Origin of the sequence: Steroidobacter sp., from assembly GCF_036402275.1 — a bacterium.
GTDB lineage: Bacteria > Pseudomonadota > Gammaproteobacteria > Steroidobacterales > Steroidobacteraceae > Steroidobacter.
This window is the reverse complement of record NZ_DASWTF010000051.1, coordinates 164,796-189,224: the sequence shown is the minus strand read 5'-3', so window position 1 is coordinate 189,224 and position 24,429 is coordinate 164,796. Positions and strand designations below refer to the sequence as shown.

General features: G+C 61.8%; 18 protein-coding genes. 7 read left to right on the top strand and 11 right to left on the bottom strand.

From position 1 onward, the window contains the following. Window positions 1-279: a MoaD/ThiS family protein gene (locus tag VGD45_RS30285; protein WP_331159140.1), complete on the bottom strand. Its 279-nt coding sequence runs from the start codon at window positions 277-279 to the stop codon at window positions 1-3. Window positions 280-569: 290 nt separating this feature from the next. After that, complete coding sequence (locus tag VGD45_RS30280) at window positions 570-935, bottom strand: hypothetical protein (RefSeq protein WP_331159139.1); 366 nt, start codon at window positions 933-935, stop codon at window positions 570-572. Between the two features lie 168 nt (window positions 936-1,103). Here VGD45_RS30280 and VGD45_RS30275 point away from each other — a divergent pair, with 168 nt between their 5' ends. The 3 genes from VGD45_RS30275 to VGD45_RS30265 all read left to right on the top strand — a co-directional run bounded on the left by VGD45_RS30275 (window position 1,104) and on the right by VGD45_RS30265 (window position 5,271). Next, window positions 1,104-1,682, top strand: a complete 579-nt coding sequence (locus VGD45_RS30275; protein ID WP_331159138.1) for an SRPBCC family protein — start codon at window positions 1,104-1,106, stop codon at window positions 1,680-1,682. Continuing rightward, window positions 1,679-2,062 carry a DUF427 domain-containing protein gene (locus VGD45_RS30270; protein ID WP_331159137.1) on the top strand — a complete coding sequence of 128 codons (384 nt, stop codon included), beginning with the start codon at window positions 1,679-1,681 and terminating at the stop codon, window positions 2,060-2,062. The genes VGD45_RS30275 and VGD45_RS30270 overlap by 4 nt, the downstream gene beginning before the upstream one ends. Window positions 2,063-2,193: 131 nt before the next feature. Then, window positions 2,194-5,271 carry a glycosyl hydrolase gene (locus tag VGD45_RS30265; protein ID WP_331159136.1) on the top strand — a complete coding sequence of 1,026 codons (3,078 nt, stop codon included), beginning with the start codon at window positions 2,194-2,196 and terminating at the stop codon, window positions 5,269-5,271. 43 nt (window positions 5,272-5,314) lie between these two features. Here the strand turns inward: VGD45_RS30265 and VGD45_RS30260 are convergent, their stop codons facing one another. The 7 genes from VGD45_RS30260 to VGD45_RS30230 form a co-directional block, all read right to left on the bottom strand. Further along, on the bottom strand, window positions 5,315-6,217 hold the full coding sequence (locus tag VGD45_RS30260; RefSeq protein WP_331159135.1) for a hypothetical protein: 903 nt from the start codon (window positions 6,215-6,217) through the stop codon (window positions 5,315-5,317). An 81-nt stretch (window positions 6,218-6,298) separates the two neighbouring features. Then, on the bottom strand, window positions 6,299-7,735 hold the full coding sequence (locus VGD45_RS30255) for an aldehyde dehydrogenase family protein (protein WP_331159134.1): 1,437 nt from the start codon (window positions 7,733-7,735) through the stop codon (window positions 6,299-6,301). 15 nt (window positions 7,736-7,750) lie between these two features. Beyond that, complete coding sequence (locus VGD45_RS30250) at window positions 7,751-10,165, bottom strand: TonB-dependent receptor (RefSeq protein WP_331159133.1); 2,415 nt, start codon at window positions 10,163-10,165, stop codon at window positions 7,751-7,753. 30 nt (window positions 10,166-10,195) lie between these two features. Further along, window positions 10,196-11,707 carry a parallel beta-helix domain-containing protein gene (locus tag VGD45_RS30245; protein ID WP_331159132.1) on the bottom strand — a complete coding sequence of 504 codons (1,512 nt, stop codon included), beginning with the start codon at window positions 11,705-11,707 and terminating at the stop codon, window positions 10,196-10,198. A gap of 3 nt (window positions 11,708-11,710) precedes the next feature. Further along, window positions 11,711-12,901, bottom strand: a complete 1,191-nt coding sequence (locus VGD45_RS30240; RefSeq protein WP_331159131.1) for a cytochrome-c peroxidase — start codon at window positions 12,899-12,901, stop codon at window positions 11,711-11,713. Continuing rightward, window positions 12,898-13,482, bottom strand: a complete 585-nt coding sequence (locus VGD45_RS30235) for a c-type cytochrome (protein WP_331159130.1) — start codon at window positions 13,480-13,482, stop codon at window positions 12,898-12,900. The genes VGD45_RS30240 and VGD45_RS30235 overlap by 4 nt, the downstream gene beginning before the upstream one ends. A gap of 206 nt (window positions 13,483-13,688) precedes the next feature. Beyond that, window positions 13,689-14,900: an MFS transporter gene (locus VGD45_RS30230; protein WP_349263394.1), complete on the bottom strand. Its 1,212-nt coding sequence runs from the start codon at window positions 14,898-14,900 to the stop codon at window positions 13,689-13,691. A 48-nt stretch (window positions 14,901-14,948) separates the two neighbouring features. On the opposite strand from VGD45_RS30230, the gene VGD45_RS30225 reads away from it, so the two are divergent. Together VGD45_RS30225 and VGD45_RS30220 are read left to right on the top strand one after the other, a co-directional pair. After that, the gene (locus VGD45_RS30225; protein ID WP_331159128.1) at window positions 14,949-15,488 is read left to right on the top strand and encodes an Lrp/AsnC family transcriptional regulator; all 540 of its coding nucleotides are present in this window, start codon (window positions 14,949-14,951) and stop codon (window positions 15,486-15,488) included. Window positions 15,489-15,570: 82 nt separating this feature from the next. Continuing rightward, complete coding sequence (locus tag VGD45_RS30220) at window positions 15,571-17,247, top strand: tetratricopeptide repeat protein (protein ID WP_331159127.1); 1,677 nt, start codon at window positions 15,571-15,573, stop codon at window positions 17,245-17,247. On the opposite strand, the gene VGD45_RS30215 is transcribed toward VGD45_RS30220, so the two are convergent. Next, a complete protein-coding gene (locus VGD45_RS30215; protein WP_331159126.1) occupies window positions 17,219-17,854 on the bottom strand; it encodes a DUF2306 domain-containing protein in 636 nt (211 codons plus the stop codon). The genes VGD45_RS30220 and VGD45_RS30215 overlap by 29 nt on opposite strands. A 21-nt stretch (window positions 17,855-17,875) precedes the next feature. Next, entirely contained in the window at window positions 17,876-18,349 is a 474-nt protein-coding gene (locus VGD45_RS30210) for a DUF3574 domain-containing protein (protein WP_331159125.1), read from the bottom strand. 188 nt (window positions 18,350-18,537) lie between these two features. Here VGD45_RS30210 and VGD45_RS30205 point away from each other — a divergent pair, with 188 nt between their 5' ends. Both VGD45_RS30205 and VGD45_RS30200 read left to right on the top strand, forming a co-directional pair. Continuing rightward, window positions 18,538-19,662, top strand: a complete 1,125-nt coding sequence (locus VGD45_RS30205) for a heparan-alpha-glucosaminide N-acetyltransferase domain-containing protein (RefSeq protein WP_331159124.1) — start codon at window positions 18,538-18,540, stop codon at window positions 19,660-19,662. A 98-nt stretch (window positions 19,663-19,760) separates the two neighbouring features. Continuing rightward, window positions 19,761-24,365 (top strand): AAA domain-containing protein, encoded by a 4,605-nt coding sequence (locus tag VGD45_RS30200; RefSeq protein WP_331159123.1) that lies wholly within the window; start codon window positions 19,761-19,763, stop codon window positions 24,363-24,365. Window positions 24,366-24,429: the final 64 nt, after the last annotated feature.

Genomic DNA, 24,429 nt, shown 5'->3' with positions numbered 1-24,429 from the left:
CTAGCCTCCGCTCAATGCTTGCAGGATGGACACTTTGTCGCCGGCTTTCACCGCGTCACTCAACTGGCGTCGGTCGCGGATCAACGCGTTACCAATAAATATATTGACGTGCGGTCGCAGGCGACCACGCTCGTCGCATAGATAGAAACCAAGGCCCGGCGCACGCGCTTCCAGCGCGCGCACCACGCCGGCCACGTCGGTGGCTTCGACTTCGAGCGTCTGTCCTTCGAGCTGCGGGAAGAAGGCGAACAGATGTCGCGTGAGCTGGACCTGGACCATGGCGCGGAGGTTGGCACGGTCCCCGATCGAGCGCAATCGGCCGACGCGGGCCCGGAGAACCTCCGATCGCAGATGCCCGCGCTCCTATTAAGGGCTGTCCGATACTCAACGTCCCCCTTGACCTCGGAACTCCCCTTCACGCTCGGCGATTCCCGGTGAATGAGCCTTCGAAACGCGGCAACGACTGCAAAGAGGTGGAGCAAATGAGGCACTCAAGCTCGAACGGGAGCCGCATCGGCTCTTTCGGAATTGGCGTCGTGGCCGTCATGACCGCGGCAGGTGCGGTATTCCTATTCGATCCGCGCTCTGGCGGCCGGCGCCGCGCTTTGCTGCGCGATCAACTCACTCATCTGGCCCACCAGTCGTCCGCTTTTATCGGCAAAGTGGGCCGCGATGCCCGGCAGCGCACGCGTGGATTTTTCGAGCGGTCGGCGGCGAGGCTGCACAGGGACAAGGCCGACGATCGGATCATCGAGGCGCGCGTGCGCGCGGCGCTCGGTCGACTCACCTCTCATCCGGGAGCGATCGATGTTACTTGTAGCGATCGCATCGTGCGCCTGCGTGGAGACATCCTGATCGACGATTTGGACACGATCATCCGCGGTGTCCTGCATGTACGCGGCGTCCACCAGGTCCTGGATGAAATGCGTGCGCATGCAAACGCCACGCACATATCTGCGTTACAAGGCGGCAGCCCGAGGAATTCCGGGCGTTTCGAGTTCCAACAGGTCAACTGGTCGCCGGCTCCACGGGCGCTCGCGGGAGTTGCCGGGTTAGGTTTGCTCGCTGCGAGCCTCGGTCGAAGCACGCCCGCGAGATATGGAATGGCAGCCGCGGGCGCTGCGCTACTGGCCCGTAGCATTTGCAACGCGCCGCTATCGCACCTGATAGGTTTGCGCACGGATGCATCGGATGACGTGCATGTGCAGAAGTCGATTCACGTCGCGGCGGAAGCGCAGGAAGTGTACGAATGCTGGCGCAATCTGGAGGGCCTGCCTCGTTTCATGAGTCACGTCCGGGAGGTGCGCAAGATCGACGATTCGCACTATCACTGGGTCGTGGACGGTGCGCCAGGCCAGACCCTCGAATGGCAATCGGAGATCACCGCAGATCTCCCTGGCGAGTTGCTCGCATGGCGTACCATGCCGGGCGCTTCGATTCCGTCTTCCGGGGTCATGCGGTTCGAGTCTGGTAAGGACGGCACGCGTGTTCACGTACGCATGTCTTACTGTCCCCCTGGCAACGCGCTGGGTCATACGGTCGCAAAACTGTTGGGACGCGATCCGAAACACCAGATGGACCAGGATCTGCTGCGTTTCAAGAACTTCATCGAAGCGCGGCGCGGAACTCAGGACAGACCGGCGCTGAGGGAGACTGAAACCACGCGAGCGGCGGCATCATGAGCAGATCCCCCGGACACGCAAAGCATCCCAGCCACAAGATCAGCGAGCGGCATCTCGCCGATAGAATGCAAGTGGTGGTGAATGGTGAGACAGTGGGCGATTCCAAGGATGTCATCGAGGTCGAAGAGGACGGCTATCCGGCCCGTTACTATTTTCCTCGCGCCGATGTGAAGATGGATCTACTGGAGCGATCCGCGACGACCACGCGCTGCCCGTTCAAGGGAGAAGCCCGCTACTTCAATTTGAAGGTGGGCGGCGAAAAGCTCGATGACGCCGTCTGGACCTATGAGGATCCGTACGACGAGCACCTCGAGCTCACGGAGCGGGTCGCTTTCTACGACGACAAGATGCCGGAAATCCGGATCCAGCGGACCGCTTAGCGCCCGCTCCGTTCAGTTTGTGCTGCTTGACACGTCACCGGCCGAAGAAGTAGAAATGTAAGCGCTTTCACGGCCGAAAAAACTGTAACTCATGGATCGGAAGACAGAGCGCTTCCGGCGTAGGAGGGGGTATGTGCGCCGCGCGCATTCGCAGGGTCCTGCTTGCATTGGTGTCGGGCATTGCGGCGATCGCCGCCATGGATGCGGCGGCTTTCAACGGGGAAGTGGCCGCTGGCCGCGGCAGTTACTCCACGGTGCTTCCGCCGGGCGCGGCCGACGTTCAGACCACGATCTACAAGACCGCCAACGTCGGCAAGATACAGACCAACGATTGGTGGAGCTCGACCGCGTGGCTGCAATACTCGGAGCGGCAATATCCGCATCCGCTTGCGGTCCAAAACCAGGCGAATGGACTGCGATTGTTTTATCCAGGGCCGACCATCACCGGCAACTCCGCCTGCGTATGCGGCTGGATGCCCGCGACGACGGATCCGAACGGCAATGACGATCTGACCATCGGCCACAGCGCCACGTCGAGTTTCGTCGACACGCGCGTCGACGGTTTCAGCGACTGGTTCGTCACCAATGTTTCGAGCAACGGCGCGAGCTCGCTGAAAGTCACATACGGGCACGGTTCCCCGTATGTCTATGCCGAATATGCGGGCGGCCTGCCGAGGATCACGTTCCCGGCGGTCCCTGTCATCTGGTCGGGTAACGCCAGCACGCCGGTGCTGGGCGTGACGATCAACGGCCGACACTATGCGTTGTTTGGCCCCACCGGTTCGACCTGGTCGGGCATCGGCACCACGGCGCTGGTCAACAGTCTCGGCGGCCGTAACTATTTTTCGGTCGCCGTGCTGCCCGATAACTCGGCCGCGACGCTTACGAAATTCCAGCAGTACGCTTATTCCTTCGTCACCGGCACGCAGGCGAATTGGTCTTACGACAAGCCCAGCGCCGAAGTCCTCACGACCTATAATTACACCACGGTCGCGAAGCAGGGGACGCAGACGGGTACGCTGTTCGCGCTGTATCCACATCAATGGAAAAACAGTGCCAACGCATTGCTCGCGCAGACATACGCGTCCGTGCGCGGCGTCATGAAGCTGGCGGAAGGAACATCCTTCACTACACGCATGAAGTTTCCAGGCGTGTTGCCCTCGTTGCCGGACCTCGGCACTTACAACCGCACGACGCTGGCCAACTACGTCAATGAAGCAGAGGCGGAGGTGTTCGACGGCTCTCCGGATACGTATTGGTTCGGCAAGCGCCTCGGCAAGCTCGCGACCCTCGCGCCGATCGCCGATCAGGTGGGCGATGCGACGGCTGCCGCCAAGTTCCGTAACGAAATCCGCGCCGCGCTACAAAGCTGGCTGAAGGCGAGCGACGCTCAGGGCGCGCTCAAAGCCACGCAAGTGTTTTATTACAACAACAACTGGGGAACGCTGTTCGGTTACCCGGATAGTTACGGCAGTGTGCTCGAGCTGAACGACCACCATTTCCACTACGGCTATTTCATCAAGGCAGCCGCCGAGATTGCCCGGGTCGACAAGACCTGGGCGAGTAATGCCGAGTGGGGCGCGATGATCAGGCTGCTGATCCGCGATATCGCAAGCTCGAATCGTAGCGACGCGCTGTTCCCGTTTCTGCGCAACTTCGATATCTATGCCGGACATACCTGGGCTTCGGGCCACGCGAAGTTCGGTGACGGCAACAACAACGAATCCTCGTCCGAGGCCATGAATGCCTGGTCGGGCGTCATCCTGTTCGCCGAGGCGGTCGGGGACACGGCGTTGCGCGATCTGGGCGTCTATCTCTACACGACGGAGATGAACGCCATCAACGAGTACTGGTTCGACGTCACCGGCCAGAACCATCATCCGAACTTCACGCGCTCCACGGCGAGCATGATCTGGGGTGGCAAGACGGTCGGTGACGGCGTGTGGTGGACCGGGAATCCCGAAGAGGTTCACGGCATCAACTGGCTGCCGATCCAGGGAGGGTCGTTGTATCTCACTCAGTTCCCGGATTACACGCGCCAGAATTACGAGGCGCTGGTGGCTGAGAACGGCGGCGCCAGCTGGAACGAGTGGGGCGACATCATCTGGATGTATCGCGCCATCCACAATCCTTCCGACGCGATCAATCAGATGAATGCGGGGATCGGTTCGGTGCTCATCGAGCGCGGCAACTCGCGCGCGAACACATATCACTGGATTCACAACATCAACGCGCTTGGAACCACCGACCGCGCCGTTACTTCGAATCATCCGCTGTACGCAGTGTTCAACAAGAACGGGACGCGTACCTACGTTGCTTACAACATGACCAGCGCGCCGATTACGGTGTCTTTCTCGGACGGCGCGGCGGTCAATGTTCCAGCGAACGCGTTCAGCAGCGGCAATGGTACGGGAGGCGGCGATACGCAGGCGCCGACAGCACCTTCTGGGCTCGCCTCGCCGAGCAAGACTTCCAGCAGCATCACCCTGTCTTGGAACGGCTCGACCGACAATGTGGGTGTGACGGGTTACCGGATCTATCGCGGCGGCGCCAGTGTCGCAACGTCATCCAGCACGAGTTTCACCGATACCGGTTTGAGCGCCGGCACCAGCTACAGCTACACGGTTCGAGCGTTCGATGCAGCTGGCAACGAGTCTGCCGCGAGCAACAGCGTCACTGTGACGACAAATAGCGGAAGCAGTAACGGCTACGGACACACAGTGGTCGGGGCCAATGTGCAGTTCTACGTCAACAATGCACCCTGGGCCGATGTTCACTACACGATCAATGGAGGCGCGCAGCAGAACCTGCGCATGACGCACTCCGGCGGGAATAACAGCTATCAGCTATCGAATGTCGCGACCGGTGCGACGGTGAGTTACCGCTTCACCATCGGCCTCGCCGCCGGCGGCGCAACCGAGACGGCGTGGATCACATTCACGATGGGCGGTGGCAACACGGGCGGCGCTCACGGCTACAACATCTCGGGCAGCAACGTACAGTTCTACGTCAACAACGCGCCCTGGGCCGACGTTCACTACACCATCAACGGCGGCGCACAGCAGAACATCCGCATGACGCAGTCGGGCGGAACGAATACATACACGCTGCTGAACGTGGCCGGCGGAGCAGTCGTCAGATATCGCTTCACCATCGGCCTCGCGGCCGGAGGCGCGACCGAGACCGCATGGGTGACGTTTACCAAGTGAGATCGGTTGAGCGGCTGGGCCGCTCAACCCTCGACCCGGCGGCTCACCAGATGAAGCCGAGACTCAGGCCGCCGTAACCGGTCGGGCTGGTGTCGCCGCCGGAGGAGTAACCGAGGGTCGGGCTGACCAGCCAGCGGCCACCGAGAAGAAGCTCTGCCTGCAATTGGGTGGTATTGAAGCCCTCGCCGGTGTTGGCCGAGCGATCGTGAAAGTACTGAGCATTCACCGCGGCCCGTTCGAAGCGGTACCTGGCTCCGACACGATACGAGCGATCGATGAACGCCTGGTCGCGCCACGCGCCGGAAAGCGAGCCTGTCGTTCCCAGCAGAGAGGATAGCGGTGTATCGGTCCCGGTCGTTGTGGAGTTGGCGCTGAAGTCATATCGATAGCGCATCGCGCCGGCAAAGACGTTGGTTCGCGGCGTCAAGTCGAAATCGCCGTGCAGGCCGAAGCCCTTTGCGTCCACCGAGTCTCTGACTGTGGTGGTCACGGACGGTGCTAGCGCGCCACCGGCGCCCGTCCTCTGCGATTCGCCGCTGGCCGAACGCAGAAATACGTCCGCACCCACTCCGCCGCGCGTGCCATGCCAGTTGAGCGCGGCCGCCCAGTCCTGCTGTTCGAATGCGTTATCGCCCGTGCGCCGTACGAAGTCGACGGTAGCGTCGAGCCTCTGACCGGCGATCCCTACGGCGGCGCCGATCATCTTGGTATTGCTCGCCGGGGAGGTCGCAAGCTCGCTGCGACCGAGGCTTCCTTGCACCCACGCATGATCGCCCAACGGCAGAGCGAGCTTGCCCCACCATTGCTGGTTGTCGTTTTCATCGCCCTGCATGCTCAGCGTCGCCGAATGCCTGGGGATGCCGTCGGCCCCGTCCGCCCCATTGGCATGAGCCGAGAGCAACAGGCAGGCCAGCGCGGGCCAGCCGCAGCGTTCGAGATTCATCATCGTTCTCTCCGAGTGAAAGGGGCTTCGGAGAGGAATACGATTTGGGAGGCGCTTTTATTCCATGGATCGTTCGAGCAATGCTTATGTCATGTACTTGAGGAGCATCTCGCTCAGGCGACGCTTGCGCGCGTCATAGGGAGGAAAGAGCATTTCCAGGGCCGATAGCGGGCCGGCGGACATCACTGCCCGCTCGTGAGAGAAGGCTTTGAAGCCGAAGAAGCCGTGTGAACTGCCGATGCCCGAGTTGTTGACGCCGCCAAAGGGCAGATTGTGTTGCGTGAACTGCTGTATGCACAGATTCACGCACAGACTACCGGAGCTTGTGTTTGTCTGGAGGGCTTCGACGGTGCGCTCGCTCTTGGTCCACACGTAAAGCGCCAACGGCTTCGGGGCCGCATTGATTTCCGCGATGACGGTGTCGAGAGCATCGAACGTCAGGACGGGTAACACCGGACCGAAGATTTCCTCCCTGCGAACCTGTGCGCTCGGAGGCACATCTCGCAGAAGTGTCGGAGCGACATAGCGCGACTCCGCATCGGATGCGCCGCCGAAGGCGATCCGACTGCCAGACTGCACCGCCTCATCCATGAGTCGAGCGACGCGTTCCGCGTGCCGACGGTGAATCATTCGAGGAAAGTCGGGGCTGCTTTTGATCGCGGCGTCGCTATCGCCGTAGCGTTGCGCGACAGTGCTGCGACAGAGTTCGACGAAGCGGTCGGCGACGTCACGATGCACGTACACATAGTCCGGGGCGATGCAGGTCTGGCCCGCGTTCACCATCTTTCCCCAGATAATGTGTTCCGCGGCCCCGCGCAGATCGGCGGTGGCGTCCACGATGACAGGTGATTTGCCTCCCAGCTCCAGCGTCACGGAGGCGAGATGACGAGCTGCCGCGGCCATGACGATCTTGCCGACGTCGGGTGAGCCAGTGAAAAAGATGTGGTCGAAGGGGAGCGAGAGCAGGGCGGTGGCAGTCTGCGCGTCACCTTCCACGACAGCGACTTCGTCGGTCGCGAACACGGCGCTGACGATGTCTTTGATGACGCCATTGGTGTGAGGCGTGAATTCCGACGGCTTGAGAATCGCCGTATTGCCAGCAGCGACGGCAGAGACCAGTGGCCCCAGGGCTAGGCTCAACGGATAGTTCCACGGGCTGATCAGAAGGCACCGACCCCTCGGTTGGTACATCACGCGGGAGGTGGTGCCGAGCGTTGCCATCGTCGGGCCGATCCGCTGCGGCTTCATCCAGCGCTTCACATTCGCGATGGCGTGCTTCACCTCGCCCACCAGGGGAAACACCTCGGTGAGGTTCGTTTCGGTCGGATGTTTGCTCAAGTCGCGCTGAACCGCATCCAGGATCGCATCCTTGCGATCCAGAACGGCGTTGAGCAGCTTGGTCAGTTTGAGGCGCCGCTCGGTGGCGCCTGACCGTCGCAACCTCAAGGCCGTCGCTGCGTGAGACTCGAACAGCTTGCCGATCGACGCATCGGCGCGCTCACGGTCGGGCATGGCGCTCATAAGCGACTCCAGATTTCAAAACGAGACAGTCGCTTCCACCCCCCATTGGCGGGGCTCGGAGATCGACGCGAACGGCGTGCCGAACGTGCCGGTGGTGATGTTGTTTATGCCCGTCACGTACTGGTCGTCCAGTACGTTTGTCACGTAGGCCGCGAGGCCGAACATATCGTTCGCGCTGGTCCAGGCGAGTCGCAGGTCCAGACGCTCGGTGGCCTCCTCGACTTCGAAGGCCGCCTGAAGTGCACAGGTGCCCTGTCGTACGGAGTCTGCGTTGCAACGCGACTTGCCGCGATAGGCGTATCGGCCGGACAACTCCACATCGCCCGTCGCGCCCAGCGCCCAACCGTAGCTCGCACCGAGCGCGGCGCTGAAGTACGGCTCACCCGTCGGCTCGCCCGTAAGATCGAGCGGATCTTCGCTGCGCGTGACCTTCTCTTTGAATGTTGCGTCGATGAAGGCCGCGTTGGCGTAGATCCTGAGCTGGTCCACGGGCCGCCACTGTGCATCGACGTCGATGCCCCATGCCTCCTCGTCGCTGGTGTCGATCACGTACTGCGGGATGTCGGAGCCGGCGACGTCGGTGGCGAGCGTGATCGCCTGCTTGTTCTCATAGATGTAGTAGAACGCTGACGCGTTCAGAGTCACGCCGGCATCGGGGAACACGCTCTTGATGCCGGTCTCGAAGTTCCACACGTCCTCGTTCTCGAACTCCGATCCGACCTCGGTGCTGTTGTAGCCGCCCGCCTTGTAGCCCTTGGCGAGCGAGCCGAACACCATGACGTCCGAGGTGACCTTGTAGTCGAGCACCAGGCGCGGGCTCACGTCGTCCCACGAATCCTTGTTCGTCACGCCGCCCGGCGGGGTGTCGACCGCAAAGATGATATCCGAGAAGCGATAAGCCTCGGGCGGAATCGGGAACACCGAGAAAAAGCCCGCCTGTTCGAGGCCCGCGACCACTGCGTCGAGCTCCGGCGTCTCGTGCGGGCCGTTGATCCACGTGAACTCTTTCGTGTCGTGTGTGTAGCGCAGACCGAAGGTCAGGTTGGTCCGGTCGGTCACGTGCCAGATCACGTCGCCGAACGCCGCGAACGCTTCGAAGTCGCCGCGGTTGTACATGGCTTCTCGCCATGGCAGACCGAGCATGGTGAGACCGAACGGTTCGATGAAGCTGCTCGTGCCGGCGAACAGCGGGAATGGAATGCCCACTTGTTCGAACAAGCCGAGATTGACTCCGAGCGTGTCGATGCCGTCGGTGAAGGTGTGCGTGTCGCTGATCTGATCGGCCTTCTCCTTGTAGTAACTCACGCCGCCGACCCAGTCGATTGCCGCGGTTTTGCCGGAGAACTTGAGCTCCTGATAGAAGCTCTCGTTGTCCTCGATGTTTGCTGTGTCGAAGTACACTCCGATCAGGTTCGTGCCATCCTCGTCCTCGCGGTTCACAGTGTCGAACTGGCGCCACGAGGTGCTGGAGCGGAAGTCCGCCGCGCCGAACGAGTGGTCGATGAACAGGTTCACCTGGTCGAGCTGACGGGATTCTTCGTTGCCGACCACGTCGTTGTAGACCGGCGCCTTGCGAGGATCGATGTACGTGGCGGGATCGGCCGGGAAGGGAACCTGCGTCTGACCGGCCGCCACGGGGATGAGGCCGATGGCGGGCCGCGCGAGTTGATCCAGATCGTCATGGTCCCAAGAGAGGGTCGCGCTGGTCTTTTCCGACAGTTCCCAGCGCAGCGCCACTCGGCCGGCCCAGTTCTCCTCGGGCATGAGGTCCTGGCCCGTGGCCGTATCCTCGAGCCAACCGTCGCTCTTGTTATAAACGCCGTTCACGCGTAGCGCGACGCTATCGCCAAGCGGCGTGTTCAGCATGCCTTCGTAGTACCGCTTGCCGTACTCGGCAACGCGGACTCGTAGCAGCGAATGGAACTCGTCTTCCGGCTGGCGAGTGACGATCGAGATCGCGCCGGCGGCGCTGTTGCGTCCGAAGAGCGTGCCCTGCGGTCCCTTCAGCACTTCGATGCGCTCGACGTCGTTGAACGCGAGCAGCGATGCGCCGGAGCGCGCCGCATAGATGCCGTCGACATACACGCCCACCGCGGGTTCGGTGCCGACGCCGAAATCGTCCGTCTGGATGCCGCGGATCTGATAGCGCGGCTGTGTCGGACTGCCGTCCGAAATAACCAACCCCGGCACGAAGCCATTCAGATCGCCAAGATTTTCCGCGGCCACGTCCTTGATCAACGTGCTGTCCACGACCTGAATTGCGATCGGCACATCCTGCAGCGACTGTGAGCGGCGCTGCGCAGTCACCACGATTTCCTCGACACCGGTGGCTTCCTGCGCCAGAGCGACTCCCGGCGCTCCGGCCGCGAATCCCGTCCCCGTCAACACCGCGGCTACTGCATACCCCAGCCTGTTCCTGCGATTGCTCATCTTCTTCTCCGGTCAGTGAGATCAGTGAGATCAGTTAGTCACTTGCAGCATGTATTGCGCGACGGCGAGACGTGTCTCGGGATCGAGATAGTCCTGCGGCGGCATTTCAGGATAGTCCTCACGTTTCCTGGTGGGCTTGGCGATGTAGTCGGCGAGACCCTGCGGGTTGTCCATGTACAGCGCCTGGATCACCTGCACCGGCGGGCCGATCATGCGGCCGTTATATGTGTGGCAGCCGGTGCAGATGCCGAGGTACACCACCTTGCCGCGTTCGCCGGGTTTGATCTCGCGCGGGGGCACGGGCGGTAGCAGGTAGTTCACGGTGGCCGAGGTGTTGGTGAAGTCACATTCGGTGAAATCACTCACGCCGACGGTCACATACTGGTGGCGATTGACGATGCAGCTGTCCGGGCTCGGACCGACGCGCACGATGTCCAGGTTCTTGGCGCCCACCAGACCTTCGGCGAGCATCAGAGCCTTGGCCTCCGTGATCGTGTCGTAGCCGTTGCTCAGCATCACGTTGTCGAGGATCTTCACGCGGTCCGAGTTCGGCTCCGACTCCGGATCGGCGGTGATGTTCTGGGCATGCGCATGATCGGTGATGATGACGCCGGCCACCTTGTTGTCGGAGATGATGTTGCCTTCGATGACCACATCGTCGGCCGCCATCACCAGGATGCCGGTGCCGGCCGGAATGCCCGCCACGGTCGAGCCGGGCGCACCGAAGTTGGGATGGTTGTTGCCAACGACGAAGTTGTTACGGAAGATCACATCGACCGTGTCCTTGATCGGCAGGCCCGGCGTGACGAACGCGAGCAGACCGCCGGAGTTGTTGTGCACGTAGTTGTGCTCGACGATGGCGTGGCGACTGTTTTCGATTTCGATACCGGCGACGCTGTCGAACACGTCGTTGTGCGAAACCAGGATGTTGTCGCTCATGCCGATGTAGATCGCGGCGTCGGCGATCTTGGAAACGACGTTGTGCTCGACGATGCCGTTCTGGCCGAGCTGCGGAAAGATGCCGTAGACGCCCGAGTCCACGATCACGTTGTTGCGGATCTCGAAGTTGTTGCCGGCCTGGCCCATGATCCCGTTGCCCTTGTAGTTGCGGATCTCCAGGTTCTCGGCGACGAAGTTGTTGCCCGAGTAGAGGATGGCGTCGTTGAGTTTCTTCTCGCCGTCGAGCACGGCGCGGCGCCCGGCTTCGATCACGCCGATGATGCGAATGTCGTCTTTGTCGACGTACACGGTCTCGTGATACGTACCAGGCATCACGCGGACGATGGTTCCTTTCGGCGCCGCCTTGATCGCGGCCTGGATCGATTCGCCGTCCTTGACGATAACGACATTGGTCGGCGCGGGACCCGCGACCGAGGTGATCGCGCCCTTCGCATCACCTCCGGTCTTGAACCCGCCGGTGTAGCTGGCTCCCGCCGTGGACGAACTGATCGTCAGGTCTCGTTTGCCGCTGCGGCCGACGTACGCGCCAGCCCCGAACGCCAGCGCGGCCACCAGCGATCCTACGATGAGCCCCTTTTTCATCCTTTATTCTCCTCGATTGATTGCGGTCGAAAGGGCCTCGGCCGCTTTCGACGAGAAAATAAGCCCGGAGGGGAGCCGTGCCGGCCTCTGCGGCAGGAAGACCTCGTCCGTCAAGGCGTCCAGAAAATCCACGATCCGATCGACCTCGGTATCCGTGAGCTTTGGATCCGAGATGTGCCAGTGCAGGTAGAGGTGCATGTCCTTGGGCACCGCGTTGCCTCGACCCTTGTTATAAAACTCCACCACGCCGCGCAGGTCGGTGAATGCACCGGAATGCGAGTAAGGCGCGGTGCGTGTGATGTTACGAAGCGTGGGGACCTTGAACGCGCCTTTGAGCTTCGGGCTGTGCAGGATGGCCTCGGCGCCAACATCGAACGGCCGGCCCTCGGGTTCCGGCATGCCGATGACCGCGATCTGCTCGTTGGTGAACAAGGGCGGCGTATGGCATTCGGAACATCGCGCGACAAACGAGCGGAATACGTTTAGACCCTCGATCTCTCGATCCGAGAGTGCGGCGTCGTAGCCGTGAACATAACGGTCGTAGCGACTGTTGAGGGACACGAGCGAAGTTTGGAAAGCGGCGAGCGCTGTGAAAACCTGCTGTTCTTCGATCGGGCCGCGATGGCTGGGGAAGGCTTGCTGGAACAGGCGACGATAGGCCGCGTTGCCGTTCAAGCTTGCGAGCAGTCGTGCCGGCGTGTTGCCCATCTCGATGGGCGAGTAGAGCGGGCCGGCCGCCTGCGCTTCGAGTGAGTTCGCGCGGGCATCCCAGAAGAAACGTTTCAGGAACGCGACGTTCCATAGTGTCGGCGCTGCGCGGCCTGCGTCCTCACCGTGAATGCCGATGGATCGCGGGCGTCCGTCCGACAAGCCGCGGGCGGGATCGTGGCAGCTCGCGCAGGCTAATGTGCCATCGCCTGACAGCACCGGATCGAAGAAGAGATAACGACCGAGATCGATCTGATACGGCGTGAATCCGTCTCGATGCGGCGGCAGGGCCGTGCGTGTGCCGCCGACGCCGCGATTTTCGAGCGAATCGTAGAACTGATAGAGCGTGCGCAACTCGCACACGCCGGCGTTTGTTTTCTCGAAGCCTGGCGGGCAGGAAGTGTTGAGCGTGAAATCGGTCGAGGCCGGCCCGGTTGCGCCAGCGGTCCCTGCGGCCGCGATGAGCAACACGAGCGCGCGAATCATTTCGGGCGGCCCTGCCGGTGGATGAACGCGATGATGTCGTCGAGATCGCGCTCCGTCGCAAGCGTCTTGGCCATCATGGCCATCTGCCGGCCGGGAGTATCTTTCGGATCCGTGCCCCGCACGCCGTCGCGGAAGTACGCAAACTGACGTTTGATATAAGACGCATCCAGGCCCGCGAGCCTCGGCGCCTTCAGCGCCGGATTCCCTTCGGCGGCGCCACCATGGCAAGCGCCGCACTTGCCCTGGTAAAGATTGTTCCCATTGTGCAAGTTGCCGGGCGCAGGCGCTGCATTGACAGTCTTGGGAAGGTTCGCGACGAAGCCTGCGACCTTCGCAATGGCCGCGTCGTCGGCGAGCGCTGTCGCAGCTGCCTGCATCTGAGCTCCGAACACATCGGATTCTTGTACGCCGCGCCGGCGATTCCGGAAGTTCAGCAACTGGCGCTCAATGTAGGCCGCGTCCTGGCCGGCGATAGCGGGTGCGTTGAGCGCCGCGTTCCCTTGACCTTTGTCGCCGTGGCACGCGACACACGGTGCAAACAATTTATCACCATCGGCGGCGAAAGAACTTGCCCCGTACATCAGCAACAAAGTGCCGATGCAAGACCTGATCGCGCTTCGCCGGGCTTGGCTTATGAGCATCGAAGAAATAGATGCTGTTATTTGTCGATTGCTGTTGCGATGGGTTCATACCCGACATGTCAATGCATTGCAAGCAGCGGCGACGCGCCGTTTCGACTGGCGGAACGCGCGGGCACGAATGGTCGGACAGTCCGACGGTGTTGCTCTTACGATCGCTCGGCGCCGATATCGAGCGTCGTGTCTTCGGCCGTTCGCCACGCGGCCGCGAGGGCAGCGATCAGCATCAGCACTGCCGCGGCGAAGGCGGAGATAGAGAAACCCAAGCCCGTGTAGAGAGGACCGAAAGCAGCCGTACCGACAAAGCCAGCCAGATAGGTGACGGCGCTGTTCAAACCCATGATGGTTCCTCGGCGCGTCGGATCGAGCGCGGTCAGGCGCATGATCAGAACGTTCAGGCCGAAATGATTGGCGAGGCCCCAAAGAAACACTGCAATCAGCACTGCTGTGAAGCTGCCGCCAAACAAAGCCATGCCTACATACACGGTGCCGGCAGCGATGAATGCGGCAGGCATTACGCGCGTCGCTCCGAGTCGGTCGACGATGTTATCGAGCAGTGCTGCCGCGCCGAAGCCCAGACCGTACGTGAGCGCCGCCAGCCCGTTGGCGCTGACCGGCTGGCCGAGGCCGTTGTTGAGATAATCGCCAAGATAACCATAGATTCCGTAGAAGGCCGCCATGAATGCGCCGCACGCGATGAGCAGTGGTTTGGCGCCTTTGATCTTCAGCGCCTCGAGCGGTAGAGGCGATGACTGACTCGCCCGAACATCTCGATAGCTACTGAACGAGAGCATCGCGATTGCCGCCAGGGCCAGCACGGCGATTGCGGCGAACACAGCGCGCCAGTGCACGACATCCGCCAGCACCGCGGACAATGAAACGCCGGCAACCATGCTCAACGTCCAGCCCGTAAGCACGACACCGATCGTGCGGCTCTCTCGTCCTGGTGGAGCCACAGAGGCAGCACTCGAATAGATGGCTGGCAAAGCAATGCCCGAAGCGATGCCGGCCACGAGTTGAGCGGTAACGAGGACAGTCACGATCGGCGACAGCGCAGTGACGACGAGCGCCGCCGAAAGCAGTGCCAGCGCAAGTTGCAACATGCGCCGCGCGCCGATGCGATCGATATGGCGGGCCAGAAACAAAGCGCTCGCCGATGTTCCCAGACCGAACGCCGCTGCCGCCGTCATCACAGCCGGGACACTGGTATCGAGAGAGCGGGCGACTTCCGGTGCGATCGGTCCGAGCCCGAGCGAATTGGAGCCGATGACGGCAATACACCCGGTGAGCACATAGGCCATCCGCGGAACGCCTGTCGGGGTTGCGGCGGCACCATCGAAGGGTTGATCTGCGTTCGCCATGGTCGCATAGTGACCGAATAGCATTCGGCTACAAGCGGAATCTGCGATATGAGCGTAGAAACAGATGGTATTCGGCAGAATGAGAGTCGGGCGCGGGACCTCGATGCCTTCGACCGAAAATTGTTAACCCTGCTGGTCGAGGACGCGACCCGCAGCTATGTGGAACTGGGCGAGCAAGTGGGGCTCTCGGCCCCGGCGGTTCACGAGCGCGTCAAACGGCTGAAGCGCTCCGGCGCAATCCGGCAGACCGCGGCGCTGATCGACCCCATCGCCATACGCAAAACGCTGCTCGCGTTCGTTCATGTCGATACTTCCGGCTGGGGTAAGACGCCGGAGCTCCTCGCTATCGGAAAATATCCGGAAGTGGAGGAGATGCACTCGGTGGCGGGCGACACCTGCATGTTGCTCAAAGTGCGCACCGAAGATTCCAGAGCGCTCGAGGGACTGCTCGCCCGCATCTATGACGTGCCCGGCGTGATCAGGACGCGCAGCTACGTCGTGCTGTCCACTCACATGGAGCGGCCGGTGCAGCCCGGTATCACCAAGGAGTGGCCCGCGCCTCGCCAGGCAAGCAATCGTCAGCCATAGATAGGGATTGTTGTGATTGCGCGCACAGTGCATTGGCCTGTGTCGCGCTAGCGTGCGCGAGCTTTGTGCCTGAAGGAAAGGTATGACTTCCATCCGCATCTTGCTCGCCTCCGCATCGCTCGGCGTCGTGCTGGGTGTCAGCCCCGCGCTGGCAGACTCATCCAAAACAGTCCCGCCCGCCAAGGCGGTCAAGGCGGCCGAATCCAAGCTGAAGGCATTGATCAAGGAGGGAGAGGACCGGCCGTCGGTCTATGAAGCGCGCCTGGAGCTAGTGCAGGCGCTGCGCGCGCTCGGCACATGCGACACACGAGAGCGCATGGATCGCGAGTTGCAAATCCTCTCGGGATGGCTCGAGCGCTCGGAAGTGCCGGTGCGCCTGAAGCCTCAAATCATTCACAACGAGCTCGGTCTCGCCGCACAGATCAGCGCGGATTGCGCTGAAGACGAGTCCGAACAGAAGGCTCGGCACGAAGCGGCGCTGCGTTCATTCACGCTCGCGCGGGAAGCAGCAAAGCAGAGCTTCGATGCGATGAACGAGGCGGTCACCCTCTACAACGCATCCCGATCGGCGCAGTCGCTTGGCGATCTGCCGCGGGCCATTGCGTTCCTGGAGGAGGCGTGCGCGATCGATCTCGAATACGCGCTCTACGACAACTACGCGGAAGACTACGCCGAGCTCGTGCGCATGAAGGATGAGCTCTCTGGAACGCAAACGCCGTCCGAGTCAGTGGATCGGCATCTCGCATCGATCGCCCGGGACAAAGTTCGCTTCTCGTTCAAGCCCGTGCATGGCGAACAGCAGCGCTATCGAAGCGAGACTCGGCAGCTGACCCTCGCCAACGGCCAGCGCCAGGAGCAAAAGCTGGAGATGCAGTACACGGGAGCCGTGACCATCAAGGACGATCTGGTGACGGTGACGGTGCAGCCCGGGGAATCGAAGGTCAATGGGCGTGACGCCAAGCTGGTTGCGGCCGAGTCGACCAAGCCGACCCCGGAAGATCTCGTCGCGCAGCTGCTCGGACGACCTATCTCCTATTCGGTGAAGACCAGCGGTGAGTTCGTCGGCGCCACGGGCCTGGAGGAAATCCGCGGGATTGTGCTGGCTGAGATCGACAAAGCCTTCGCCGCGGCCGACGCGAGCGAACACCGCGAGCGCGCACGTAAACTCATCGATCAGGTGATGTCCGATGCGGTCATCAATCAGCAGATTGCCAGCGAGTGGAACACGACAGTCGGCTGGTGGATCGACGCAGAGCTCGACCTCGGTGATTGGTATGCGCTCGACGTCGATGCCCCGCAGGCGGTGCTGGATGGCGGGACCCTGAAGTACGCCTATTCGTTCAAGGTGAACAGGCGCGTGGCGTGCGAGCCCGCGGACAGCAAGAAATCCTGCGTGGAACTGATCCTGGAAGGCAGCCCGGATCGCGAACAGTATGCGGACTACCTTCTGGAGATGGTGAACCGCCTGGTCGGCAAGCAGCCACGCAAGCAGATGCGGGCATTTCGTGAGCGAGTTGCGCAGGACCTGCACCTCGTCGAGCACAATGTTCTGGTCGTCGAGCCAACCACGCTCAAGACTTACAAGCACCTGCAGACGAAGACCACGTACATGCCTGCGGCCGAATCGAACGGGCAACCGAAGATCGAGCTGGAAACCATGCTCTCCGAGCTGCAGATTCCACCGCCCGCTCCAAAGCCTGCACCGGCACGCCCCAAGCCGGCGCGAGGTACTACTGCCAAACCCGCCCCTGCCCGATGAAACCGAGCCTGCGGAGGGCTACCTCCGTTCCCGCCAAGGTGATCAGCATCGTCAGGCCGAGAATGGCCGCGGCACGGGTGCCGGTCGGCGTGTTTGTTAGTAGTGGTAGCTCCCAGGCCAGACGGAACCATGCGAACACCATCATGGCCATGTAGCTTCGTATCATCCATGCCGCATGGCGCTGCCAGCGGCGGCGGCGCGCTTCGAGCAGGCCGCATGCTGTAAATAGCAAAGCGCACGATGCCAGAATCACCAGCAGCGCGACCCAAGCTGGGCCAATGACGGAGCCGTCCTGCAGCACCATGAGGGAGGCGACGCACGAGACGAACACCGTTGCGACATAGACACGGCCCATCACTCGATGCAGGGTTGTCGTTCGTCGCAGGAACGCCAGGCAGAGCTGAATGGCGCCGGCGATGAGCGCCAGACTGCCTGTGACAATGTGCAGGAACAGCCAATGACGCATCGGCCAGTAGCGGCCATAGACGTCGGCGGTGATGCTGCGAAGATAGTCGCCTGCATCGAAAGTAAGAAAATAGCCACCCACCAGAAAGCTCGCGAACATCGCAATCCGGGCCGCTGTGAACGTCGCGAGTGAGGTGCGCATTCCGTGGCCTCCGGGTTCAGCTCAGAAGGAGACGCAAGACAAGTCGTCGATGCGCAGCACCGATTCTTGCTGGAACAGTTCCTTGTAGTCGCGGCGGATGTCCTCGACCAGTCTGCTGGCCTGGAGGTTGAATGGATACAGCAGGATGAGCAGCTTCGAGCCCTCCTCGACGATCGTGCCCGAGGCATTCTTGAACTGGCCGTTGCCACTGAGCACCGTCAAGCCATCGGGAAAGCGGGGCGTTACCTTGGTGTCGATGAAATGCTCGAACTCCTGTTCGGTGATATCCGGACCGCCGGATCGCGACAGGCCAAACAGCAACTCCGTGCGAGCGAAGAATTCGCTCTTGAGAACGCGGGTGCACAGCTGCTGCTCGGAAAACAAATAACGTTCGTCGACCTGGGGCGCTCTCGCCGGCAGATCGCCTACCGCCAGGTGTAACGGCGCAAACGAACTGCCAGCGACGATCAAACCGAGTCGAATGGAAGCGTTCATGGGGTACTCCAATGTGCCCAGCACACAGAGTGCAGGGGACGTGGAGATCGCGCATCCGTCCTTCGGCCAGGCCGCCGCCTGACTTTGGCGCGTGATACTCGTCGTCGGCCTTCGGCTCTCACTAAAGTCGGTTGCGTCCGTTGCAGGTCGAGTAGTCTGATGAAGACTGTCTGTCCGCCGGATCCTTTATGACCAGACCTCTAAGCGACGCTGCGCTCGCGCAAACTGATGCCGTGTTGCCTGTGGCAACGGCGCGCCAATCCTACGTCGACTTGTTTCGTGGCCTGCTCATCGCTCACATGGCGCTCGATCATGCTTCGCTCATGTTCAATGCGGGGCGAGGCGGCGAAGAGTTGGCGTCGGCAGCGCCGGCGGTTGGAGATTTCTTTCAGTTCATCACTCGCTTCAGCGGTGTGCCGGTGGCGCCGGGTTTCTTTTTCATGGCTGGATTCATGGTGGCGCTCACCAGCAGTGCGCGGCAGGAGCGCGGCGTCAGTCATGCTGACGTGACTCGCCGGCTGATCATTCGTGGCTTGGTGTTGATCGCGGTCGATGCAACGATCATGGGGCTGCCGAGAGCCCTGATGGGTTTCTATTCCTTCATGGTGCTGACCTGCATCGGTGTCGGAATCATCTTGCTCGCGCTGATTCGTGATCTCCCCGCCAAGGTGCTCGTGCCTGCAGCATTGGCTGTGCTGCTGTTACATCCATTGCTCGACGTGTCCTCTCTGCCCACTGCTTTGCGGGCCATGCTGTACGAGCCGGTACGCACCGGCGCGTTTCGTTCGCTTTACCCGATCGTTCCGTGGACTGCGATCGTGGTGCTTGGTTTTGTGATCGGTCGAGATTCCATCACGCGAGCTGGCGTGCCGCGATTCTGGTCGATGCTCGCGTTAGTCAGTTTCGGATTGTTCCTGGTCGTGCGCCTCGCGGGCGGTTATGGCAATGCCTATGAATATTCTAGCGTGCTGAGCCTCGATTTCTGGATGTTTGCAAAGTATCCGCCCGACCTTGCGTTCCTGAGCTGGTCGTTTGCTTGCGTGTTCGCCTCGCTCGCCTTGCTACGCATTGCGACTCGCAGCGGCGTGCCGCGCTGGTTGCAGCCGCTGGTAGTGTTCGGGCGCGTACCATTCTTTTTCTACATCGTGCATTTTTACGTGCTGGGTATCGCAGCGGCAGTGCTGGGTGCTCGTTATGGATTGTTGGAGACGTACCTCATCTGGCTGCTACTCCTGGCCATGATGGTGTGGCCGTGCCGCTGGTACTACCGCAAGAAGCTTGAACGTCCCGGCTCTTGGCTGTGTTACATATAAAAGTCAGGTTCAGCATAAGAGTGTCCGAATTGCGACAGTATATTTGCCCCTGAAGATGCTTTAAATCTGGTTCAGGCGTGGCGGCGAATACTGTCCAGATGATCGAGCATATTCGGCACAAACTCCGGCAGCTCTACCTGTTCCTGAAGGAAGCCAACCAGTTGCGGTTTCCTCCAGTGCGGCATGTGAGCCAGCATCCGCGGGCGATTCGATTGGCCGATGCGCCGGATCATCCGTGTGTACAGATCAATCGGCCTGGCTCGAACAATGCCGCGCAGGTCGAGGACGATTGTCTGCTGCGTATCGCGCGGCCGCTGTCGACGCCGTGTCCCACGCCGCCATTCAATGTCAGCAACTGGCTGTTGCCGGACTGGGACGATCCAACCAAGGCAGCGTATTTCTCCGCGACTCGCAATGTCGCGGCGGCCGACAGCCCGCCGCTGAACATTCGTTTCGACGACGACGAGCAGCGCCTGGCTGATTTCGAGGCATGGGTCGCTCAGCGCGAGGAGTGGGCTGTTACAGAGCTCGCCGCGCGTAAGGCACTGGGTTTTTTCGAGCTGTTCTACGAAATTCATTCGGCCATCGAACGCGACGGCGAGTTGCTCGAGCTGGTCGCCGCGGACGGGCGGCTCAATTGGCGCGCGGTCTCGTCGATCGAAGGCAGTGTGCCCATCGATCATCCGGTGATGCTCAAGCGCGTGGAGCTGCGTTTCGACGCCAGCGCCGCGGAATTCAGCATTCATGAGACGGACCGGCCGACCGAATTGTACAGCGCGCTGTTCGTGGACCTGCAGAACAGTGCGTCCGCGTCGCTACGTAACCGGACGGCGGAGCTCGAGAATTCGGGCCTGCATCCGTGGGGCGCCGACGATACAGAGAGTTATCTGAAGACGCTGGTGCAGACGCTGTCGCCCACCAGTGGCCGCCTGCTCAAGGAGCGGGTTACCGACGAACCTTCCGACGCGCCGCGCATGTGGCGCGATCCGATGCTGATATTGCGCAAGCGTGTCGGCGGCATCGCGAATGCGGTCGACGCTATCATCGACGATATCGATCAACGTAAATCGTTCGCGCCGGCGATGGTTCAGATCACCGGCACGTCGGTCGATTCAGGTCCGCCGCAGAAGACCTCGACGGATGAGACCGCAACTCATGCCGTGCTCGCCGCGCCTATCGATGACGATGACGTGCTGCTCGGTAAGGAAGCGAACCAGGAACAGATCCAGATCATCAAGCGCCTGAGTCACAGTGGCTCGGTGCTCGTACAAGGTCCTCCGGGCACCGGCAAGACGCATACGATCGCGAATTTGATCGGCCACCAGCTCGCACAGGGCAAGTCGATCCTCGTAACGGCGCAGACTGCGAAGGCTTTGCGCGTGCTACGCGACAAGGTGCCGGAGGTGCTGCGTCCCTTGTGTGTCGCCGTGTTGGGCAGCGATCAGGACGCGCGGCGGCAATTGGAAACATCCATCGGCTCCATCACGGAACGATTGACGACCGAGACCAGTGCGTCGCTGGTGTCGCGGGCCACTCGGCTCGGACAACGCCGCAAAGAGTTGCTCACGGAGTTGAAGGTGCTGCAGCGTGATTTGCGCGAGGCGCTCGAAAACGAGTATCGCGAGATCACAGTCGATGAGCGGCGGTTCTCGCCGGCCGACGCGGCGAAGTTCGTCAAAGCGCACGGCACACAGCACGCGTGGATTCCTGGGCCGGTCAAGCTGGGTGTGTCGCTGCCGCTCAGCTCGCACGAGCTAGGTCGATTGTACGCGTTGGGAGGTGCATTCACTGCGGATGAGGAGGAGGACGCGCGTCGTCCGCTACCCAATCTCGATGAGCTGCCTTCCGAGCGCGAATTCGAATCGCTGGCATCGGAATATCAGCGGCTCGCAGCGGCGGACTTGTCCGCGGGCACGCATCGATGGATGAAAACCGGCAGCAGCGCTGCGATCCAGGCGCTGGCCGCGACGTTGGCCGAAGAATTTTCGGAACTGCGGCGTCGGCAGGCGTGGCGACCGTACGCCATCGTCGCCGGCATCAACGGCGGCACGCAACGCGAAGTTTGGGAACAATTGATTCAAGGCATCGAGGAAGCGGCGGAAGCGAATGCTCAATGCGCGCTGCTGCGCCACCACCGGCCGCAATTGTCGAAGTCGATGTCGGCGGACAGCCAGAGACGCATCGCTCAGGAGATCGTGCAACATCTCGAAGCGGGGCGAGGCCTCGGCTTCGTAACGATGGCGACGCGTTCGGAGTGGCGACAGTTCGTGAAAGCGGCGTCGGTCGCGGCAGGGGAACCTTCGCGCATCGATCACTTCCATGTGCTGGCGATGGTGGCCGACCTGGAAGTGCGACGGCTCGAAATCGAAGATTCCTGGAACGCGCTCATCGGCAAGCACATCGATTCGCTGTTTCGCTCCATGGGTCCGGAGCCGGAGCTGGCCTGTCGTGCGCTCACGGACGAGATTCGTCATTGTCTCGATTGGCACGAGCATACGTGGGGCACGCTGGCCGAACAGCTGCGCGGCGAAGGTCTTCGACTGGACGAACTGGTTGCGCAGATTCCGCGTGAGCCGAGCCCGCTGGCGGAGTATCAGACGGTCGAGCGACTGTCCTCTGAGGTGTTGCCGCCGCTGCTTGCTATCGAATCGGATCGCCGCAAGCAGCGCGAGGTCAACGAGTGGTTCCAGCAACTGGCGGCTCGCATCGGTGAGATCGATCCCAAGTCCGTTGGTTCGGGTTGCATTTCTCGGCTGCTTTCTGCAGTCGAGGCTCGCGATGCCACTTCGTATAAAGCGGCTCGTGAGTACGCACAGCGTTTGCTAGCGGTGAAGCCGCTGACGGCGGAACGTGACGAGTTGCTGACGCGGCTTCGCGACGTCGCGCCTCGTTGGGGAGATCGCTTGCAGGATCGCAAGGCGCCGCATGATAAGGGTCATCCGCCGGGCGATCTGGAACTGGCCTGGATCTATCGTCAGCTGCACGACGCGCTGGTGCAGATGGATCGACTGGATGCTCAGACCCTGCAGTACGAAGCGGATCGCACTCGCGACCGCCTGCGACCCGTGACACAAGAGCTGATCGACGCGACCGCGTGGGGTCAGCAGCTGGCGCGCCTGCAAGGAAACAATACGATCCGGCAGGCTCTGGTCGGCTGGCTGGATACGGCCAAGCGGTTGATGTCGACGCGACATCCCGAGCGCCGGCAGACGCTGCTCACCGAAGCCCGCAAGCTCATGAAACATTCCGTCGAAGCGGTGCCGGTGTGGATCATGCCCATCTCCATGGTTGCCGAGACATTCGATCCGCGGGCGACGAGCTTCGACCTGGTGATCGTCGACGAGGCCAGCCAGGCGGATCTCAATGCGCTCATTCCGCTCTACATGGCGCGGCAAGTCGTCATCGTCGGCGACCACGAGCAAGTGACACCTTTGGGCGTGGGCAAGGAGCAAACGGCGCTGGAGAACCTGCGCAAGTCGATGCTGCACGATTTTCCGAACGCGCATCTGTTCGACGCGATGTCCTCCATATATGACATCGGGCGACAGGCGTTTGGAGATGCGGTGCGCCTGATCGAGCATTTCCGCTCGGTGCCGGAGATCATCGCGTTCAGCAACCGCCTGTCCTACGACGGCAAGATCCTGCCGCTGCGCGCGGCGAACTCGACGCACATCAAGCCGGCGTGCGTTCCGTATCCGGTGGAAGGCGTGCGACAGGGCGACGTCAACCCGCGCGAGGCCGAAGCGATCGTGTCGCTGATCAAGGCGATGACGCGCCATCCCGCCTACGAAGGCAAGACCATCGGCGTGATCTCGATGGTCAAGGAGGAGCAGGCGTTACTCATCCAGTCGCTGCTTCACAAACGGATCGACAGCGTGGAGCTGGAGAAACGGCGCATCCTCGCCGGCATCTCGGCCGAGTTCCAGGGCGACGAGCGCGACATTATTCTGTTGTCGCTCGTTGACAGCGCGCCGGAGGAAGCGGCGCTGCGCACGGTGCGAGAGGGCGCGTACGAGCTGGTCAAGAAACGTTACAACGTCGCCGCGAGCCGCGCGCGAGACCAGCTGTGGGTGGTGTATTCGTTCGATGCGGATCACGACTTGAAGACCGATGACTTGCGCTTCCAGTTGCTTCAGCACGCGCAACAGCCGAATCTGGCCGCGCCCGGCGGCGAGCGGGAACGGCTGGAACCGGAGTCGCCGCTCGAGCGCGAAGTGGCGAAGCGTCTCACCGCCGCGGGCTTCCGAGTGAAGCAGCAGGTGAGCATCGGTCATTTCCGCATCGACATGGTGATCGAAAGCGACGGCAAGCGCCTGGCCGTGGAATGTGACGGCGACCGTTATCGCACACCCGAGAGCCTGGGTGAGGACATTGCGCGTCAAGCCGTCCTCGAACGATTGGGTTGGGAGTTCGTGCGCATCCGTGGCAGCGCCTTCTATCGAGATCCGGACGCGGCGTTACGTCGCGTGTTCGATCGCCTGGAAGAGCTCGGCATTCAACCGGTCGCGCCGGAGGAGGCGAGTGCCGCGCCTGTCGAAGAATCCACGCCCGCGAAGTCTCTGGTCGAAGAACTGGTGGAAATGACGGGCCGGCCGGTCGTGCCTCCGAGTTCACAGCCGCCGATCGCAGTAGCGGGTGAAGCAACCGAAACTGTGCCCAAGAAGACGGCCAAGCCGCGTCGAAAGTTCGGGCGACAGACCTGATTATCCGGCGGCCGGACACTCGCTCCGGCTGTCGCATTCTCGCCTTCTCATGTACGTGCACTTC